The 6659-nt window shown below is 45.8% G+C and carries 5 protein-coding genes; all 5 read right to left on the bottom strand.

The genetic code is table 11. The annotated features are described in order from the left end of the window. Positions 1–2441, bottom strand: a 2441-nt coding sequence (locus tag IQ260_RS25275; RefSeq protein WP_407657756.1) for an NACHT domain-containing protein, incomplete at its 3' end; no start/stop codon positions are given. Positions 2442–2519: 78 nt separating this feature from the next. Next, entirely contained in the window at positions 2520–3122 is a 603-nt protein-coding gene (locus tag IQ260_RS25270) for a Uma2 family endonuclease (RefSeq protein ID WP_193995849.1), read from the bottom strand. Positions 3123–3221: 99 nt separating this feature from the next. Continuing rightward, a complete protein-coding gene (locus IQ260_RS25265; RefSeq protein WP_193995848.1) occupies positions 3222–3791 on the bottom strand; it encodes a Uma2 family endonuclease in 570 nt (189 codons plus the stop codon). 42 nt (positions 3792–3833) lie between these two features. Beyond that, the gene (locus IQ260_RS25260; protein WP_193995847.1) at positions 3834–4649 is read right to left on the bottom strand and encodes a TlyA family RNA methyltransferase; all 816 of its coding nucleotides are present in this window, start codon (positions 4647–4649) and stop codon (positions 3834–3836) included. 90 nt (positions 4650–4739) lie between these two features. After that, a complete protein-coding gene (locus tag IQ260_RS25255; RefSeq protein WP_193995846.1) occupies positions 4740–6281 on the bottom strand; it encodes a SulP family inorganic anion transporter in 1542 nt (513 codons plus the stop codon). Positions 6282–6659 lie beyond the last annotated feature (378 nt).

Raw genomic sequence — 6659 nt, 5'->3', positions numbered from 1 at the left:
ACAATCATTGTCTTAGGTGGAGGCTCTAATACAAACTTACGCTCTTGATTAGCTTCGTATTGCTTTCTTTTTAGATATCTTTCCTTTAAATCTTCCGCTGTTTGAGAATCTAAAGCAATAGGCTCTATCCATTTAGAGAGCACATCGCGTAATACTGGCACCTCATCACATGCAAGTATTGAGTCATTAATTTGTTCAACACTATCCATATCTAAATAGTAATCAATTAATTTTGCATATATTTTTTGTGCTCCTTTAGAGGTAGTCGTCTTAAGCTTTTCGGTGAGCCACCCAAAGTCTTTAGGTAAAAGATAAAATTGGCTCCATCTACTCCGATTAGATAGCCATAACGGATCTTTTTCTGAGTCTTGAATAATTAATACAATGCTTTCTAAAAGGAGACGACGCTTATCATTATCTTCCTCAATGTACTCCTTCCAGGTTTCTTCATCATAGCTATCTACTATTCCGGCATATTGCTTCATCCTGGGCACGACCATCTGAGCAAGGCTTATTCTAATATCTGAATCTGTTAAATGTTCCCATGCCTTGAAAATTAACTTACTGATCAAATTAGTAAACGGATGATAGTTGTAATCATGAATTCCTTCCTGTTTTGCAAACCACCTAAGAGTTAAAGCTAGATCCTCTACTGGAAGACGTTCTATAAAATCATGCGCTAAGAAGTCTTGATAGTAAACCCCCAAATAACTAGCTTTAGGTGGTATCAAATGAGCGAGAACTTCCTCTGTTTTTAGATACTGGGGATATGTTGCTTTTAAGCCATGTCCCTTTAAGTCATCTTCTGGGTCATCCTGCTCACGAGTGACTAAATCTATTAGTTGCTCATGGGCCGAATTATTATCAGTATTAACTACAAATCTTGCAGCTCTTTCCCTGACTCGATGGGGTTGATTTACATCTAAAGCTATCTTTGCTAAATCTGAGGCAATGGTCACCAGATTGCATTCTTCAGCTATGTCAATAGCTACATATCTAGATTGAATATTTTTTGATGAATCTGAAATGTATGAGTTTAACTGCTCTGGCAGCCCAGGATAATTCAGCTGCTTGTAGTGATCAAAATTATTTTGATGGATAAATTCTCCATTTTCTCGATAGGGAGATTTTCCAGCGTTATGTAGTTCTAAAAAAGAATCTAATATCTTAGACTTAGTATTTTGATCAATATTTGATAAATCGCTTTTAATTAAAATATTTGCATCTGTTTTTATGACTTTCTCCAGAAAGTCACTTCTCATATTAGCTAGCCACTTTGCAATCTCTGCTAGTTGAGGAATAACTCTATTTTCATTGAAAATGAGTCCTTCTAACTGCGATAGATTCAACTCATTTTTTGTTAAGTACCAAGCAGCCAGAAACTCTGCGTAAGTTCTATGTGCCCAGCCTATTCGATGGAAGCTATATCTACTAAAAACTCCTGTCTCTAGAACTTCTCTAATTGCTTTTTCTCTGACTTCTCCTAAAGTTAGTTCTCGACAATCAATATCCTTATTAGAGCTATGTTCACCATATCGTCCAACCCATACTGCATCACGATTGCAAAATATGGTGGTTGTAGCGATATCCGCAGCAACGATCAAGCGCTCGTCTAACTCTAAATTCTTGTTAACTCCGGGCTGACGAGGATGATTCGGATCTTCATCGCATAGAGCACGGCAGCCCTCGAGATATAAATCAGTTAAAGTCTGATTTTCAGAAAATTGCTCATTTTCCTTGTACTCTTTGAAAAGAAAACGTAGCGTAATTGGTTTTATTGCAAAAGGAGTCAGACTTTTATGCTCAACTTCAGATATAAACTTCTGTGATTCAATCCCTTCATCATTAGCGGCTCTTTCTATATCGATACGACGGAGATGTGCAAGTTGATAAACGGCATAACCCTCGCCGTATAGTTCCTTAAGTCCTTCTTCCAAAACCTTAGGAAAAACAGCATCCCGGCAAGCTAAACGGATATGTAGTCGCTTAAGTTCTTTGCAATAAGTCCTAGTCCCTAAAATATCAACTAACTGTTTAGCCAGAATTGTACTTTCAGCTAGCCCTTCATCCAGGCTATCTAAAAATACATAGAGGTCATGCTTACCTTTCTGCCAATCAATGAATTGATTATTTTGAAGTAAGTCCTGCCTCAGATTTATACATGAACGCAGAGGAAGCGGCAGTATATCGCCGTCATCATCAGCGAGACTGTATGTGTAGTGTTCTAGTTTTTTTATTTCGTGAGACTTACCAATACCCGGTTCCCCAAGTAAAACCAGGCAGGGGATATCAGCAAGCTTTTTTAGTTCGACCAGCTCAGGGTTGGTATACTTGCCCCATTCTGAGGTTGGGTCAATTAGGTAGCCGCGATCGCAGACTTGAATTTGCGTCCCTTGAGGATACCAAAATCGCTTCCAGTCATAGATTTTTGGTTGCTGCATGCTAGAAGGCTAATTGACCTTGACCAAGGATAACGCGTCCTAAAAGTTGGTTGCCACCCTTGCTAAACAGCGCAGCCATTAGCCATCTTCTACCCTTACCTCTTCCGGTATTTCTGACGGTTCTAAAACCACATCTTCGTATAGCTCAGCAAAGGAACCAGTAAAGTCAATACTCTTCAAGTCGAAAGTCTTATTTCCTGAGGTATAGGACTGCAGCACCCATAGCCCTGAATCATTGCGACGAAAGATTTCCACCCGCTGGTGCCGAGTGTTAATCAAAACATACTCTTGCAAACTCTCTAGAGCCTGATACGCCAAAAATTTATCTCCCCGATCGTATGCTTCTGTCGATTTAGATAACACCTCAACAACTAATTTCGGAAACCGCTTAAACATAGGTGTGTTCTGATCGCGCGGGTCGCAGGTCACCATCACATCCGGATAGAAAAAGCGATTACGAGCCTCTATTTGTGCCTTCATGTCAGACATGTAAGCTCGGCAGCCAGTACCTCGTACATGTGATCGAAGCAAGCTTGCCAGATTCAGGGAAATCGTAGCGTGGCTATCGCTTGCCCCGGCCATGGCATAGACCTGGCCATCAATATACTCATGTTTGATAGGACTTTCAGCCTCTAGTTGAAGATAGTCCTCAACGGTCAGATGCTGGGGTAATGCAACCATGGCAACAGTAGCAGATGTCTACATGGCTATTGTAGCCTCAGTCAAACTGATGCAGCTGTTACGCTTCCCATTGGCCATAGTGATGGCGCTGCGCCATGTCTAAGCCAGCAGCCAATTCACCATATCCTCCACCGTCAGTTTTACCTCTATGGCAAAAGCAGGTGCCGGCAACCGTTTGGCCCTTGTATCTATATCAAATGCCTGCACAGAAAAATCAGTGTTATAAACGAATACTGTTTGTTCATCCGGATCAATTAGCCAACCCATCTCACTGCCGTGGGTAAGACAATGTAACAACTTTTTAGTCACTTTTGTCTGGCTCTGATCCGGCGAGAGAATTTCAATCACCCAGTCTGGCGGCAGCAAAAACTGGTTCGCAATAGTGCCATCGGATTCACGGGGAATATTATCCTGTCTGAATACAGCCACATCGGGCACAATAGACCGATTGCCAAAGGTGCAGCGTAGCTCCGGAAATGCTCGCCCTAAGGCTCTAGGTGTGAGGACCATCTCCACCGCCAGGGTCAAATCTCGCTGAATCGTGCTGTGCTTCCCCTGGAGCATCGGCTTTTGGATAATCTGGCCGTCAATATATTCGTTAGCGGGTTTAGTTTCAGGCAGGGCCAGAAAGGCTTCTAGGGCGATCGGTTTAGCAGGCGCTTGAACCATGGCTGTGGCTATTGGCTTCTAGGTCTATCTATTGTAGCGGAGTCAATTGTTAAAGGAGCGGCAGGCTAGCTGAGTTAGGCTTGAAGTATCTTCTTCGTTTAGAGTTGTTTCGGTTTCACCTGCTGTCAGCCATAGCAAATATTCGGTGTTGCCTGCTGGTCCCCGGATAGGTGACCATGTGAGACCTTTAGAGTGCCAGCCCAGGCGCTGTGCAGCAATATATACCTGCCAGATAGCCGAACTGTGGTCTTTAGGATCTCGTACGACACCTTTTTTGCCGATTTTCTCTCTTCCTACTTCAAACTGAGGTTTTACTAACAACACACATTCTCTTACCCCAGCCATTAGATTCCAAAAGGCAGGAAGAACTTTTGTCAGAGAGATAAAGGATACGTCCATCACACCTAGGTCAGGCCGCTGAGCATTCTCTTCGTATAACTCTTCAGAAATAAGATGACGCAGATTGGTACGTTCTCTTAGGATTACGCGCGGGTCCTGGCGCAGCTTCCAGGCAACCTGACCGTAGCCGACATCGATGCCGTAGACCTGTTTGGCTCCGTTTTGTAGCAGACAGTCGGTGAAGCCGCCAGTGGAGATGCCGCCGTCTAGACAGATGCGACCGTCTACCTCCACACCAAATTCCTTGAGCGCCTTGGCTAGTTTCTCCCCACCCCGCGATACATAGGGTGATTTTTGCTTGAGTACGACCACCGCATCGTCTTTGATCACGGTTCCAGGCTTATCTATGATTGTCTCATTTACCTTGACCTCGCCTGCTCGAATACAGCGCTGAGCCTGCTGCCGTGAATCGCACAGACCTTGCTCAACCAGGTATACATCCAAGCGTTGTTTGGCCATTATGTGGCGCTCATTGGGTGGCGTTCATTGAGAATGGTGGGCAGTGCCCACCCTACCATTTTGCTGGGGGCCGATCACCCATAGGGGGATTTAATGGGCGCTCATACTTTTGAGTTTTTCGGGTTTGTCGTGAACTGCGAGCTTTTCTACTAAGGATTCGCTGGCTTCGTTCATACCGATGAGACGGGTCTCAATGCCTTTGGCCCGAAATTTTAGCACCACCTTATCGATGGCGATCACCGCTGTTTGATCCCACAGGTGGGAATTGGACAGGTCGATGGTGACGCTATCTAGCTCTTCGTGAAAGTCAAAGGTGCTCAAAAAGTCGTTTACTGACACAAAGAACAGCTGACCGTTGACATAGTAAATCCGATCATCGCCCTTTAGCTCGGTATCGATGCGGATGATTTTGGCAATCTTGCGAGAGAAGAACAAGGCGCTGAGGGCGATACCAACAATGACGCCAATGGCTAGGTTATGGGTGATGATTGTCGTAATCACTGTTACGAGCATCACGGTGGTTTCACTCTTGGGCAGCTGCCGCACGTCGGTGATGGAGCCCCAGTTAAAGGTACTGATGGAGACCATAAACATCACGGCTACCAATGCGGCCATGGGAATTTGTTGTACCCACTGGCCCATGGCCAATATAAAGAAAAACAGCAGCGCTCCCGCACTGAGGGTAGACAGCCGCTGACGACCGCCGGAGGTAATGTTGATTACCGACTGGCCAATCATGGCGCAGCCTGCCATACCACCAAAGAATCCGGTTACCAGGTTGGCAATTCCTTGGCCTTTGGCTTCTTGATTTTTGTCGCTGTTGGTATCGGTCATGTCGTCAATGACCGACGCGGTCAGAAAAGACTCCAATAGCCCCACAGCCGACAGCGGCAGCGCTACCGGTAGCACGATGCTCAACGTTTCAAAGTTTAATGGCACCTGGGGGAGGTGCAAAATCGGTAGGGTCGTGGGTAGGTCTCCCTTGTCCTGAATAGTAGGCAAACTGCCAAAGGGAGCTGCCAGATCGCCCAGAAAAGCTAGCGAACTGTCGGCAAAGGTACCGTTGGCTGCCATGCCTAAAACTGTCAGCACCACAATGGCGACCAGCGGCGAAGGTACTAGCTTGGTCAGCCGTGGCAGTAGGTAGATGATGGCTAAGCCTAACGCCACGGCCACATACATGGTGACTCCCTGACCGCCAAACTCAGGCAGCTGGGCCATAAAGATCAAAATGGCCAGCGCGTTGACAAAGCCCACCAGCACGGCGCGTGGCACATATTTCATCTGGCGACCTACTTTCAAGAAGCCCCAGACGATCTGCAGCACGCCTGTCAAGAGAGTGGCGGCAAGCAGGTATTCTACTCCATGGTTTTTGACCAGTTCGACCATGAGTAGCGCCATCGCCCCTGTGGCTGCCGAGATCATGCCAGGACGCCCCCCTACAAGGGCGATGACAATGGGCATGGTAAGCGAGGCATAGAGCCCCACTTTTGGGTCTACACCCGCAATGATGGAAAATGCGATCGCTTCTGGAATCAGTGCCAGCGCGACGACAATTCCGGCTAGCAGATCCCCACGCATGTTGGAAAACCAGCTGTTTTGGACTGAGTCCCAGCTAAAACGTGTACTCATAAGGTTGGTTCAAAATACTTGGGGAGTAGGAATACTATGGCGATAATAGATTTTGGCCTATTGACCAAAGTAGCAAGCCTACAAGAATACCCGCTCCGTCTTCGTATTCTCTTTTGTATTTGCCTGCATTTGCCCCTAGACACTGCTGCCGATTTGCCTTTAGATAGGCATAGGCAAAGAAATGTTAAGTATATTTACTTATTTCCCGTTGTGCTGTGACAACTGCCTTTGAACTCTGTGAGGTGCTTAGCCGCTCAGCCGGACAATCGTTCTTTTGCCTTATTGACCAGCGTTACCAAAATTTTTCCCAGGCTTAAGGAGACCCCTTGAACATTTCCAATTTCAACGTTCGCTCCCTCAATTTGCGCGCTCTTAAAC

Origin of the sequence: Leptolyngbya cf. ectocarpi LEGE 11479, assembly GCF_015207065.1 — a bacterium.
In the GTDB taxonomy this organism is placed as follows: Bacteria; Cyanobacteriota; Cyanobacteriia; order Phormidesmidales; family Phormidesmidaceae; genus Leptothoe; species Leptothoe ectocarpi.
This window is presented reverse-complemented; position numbering and strand designations above follow the sequence as displayed.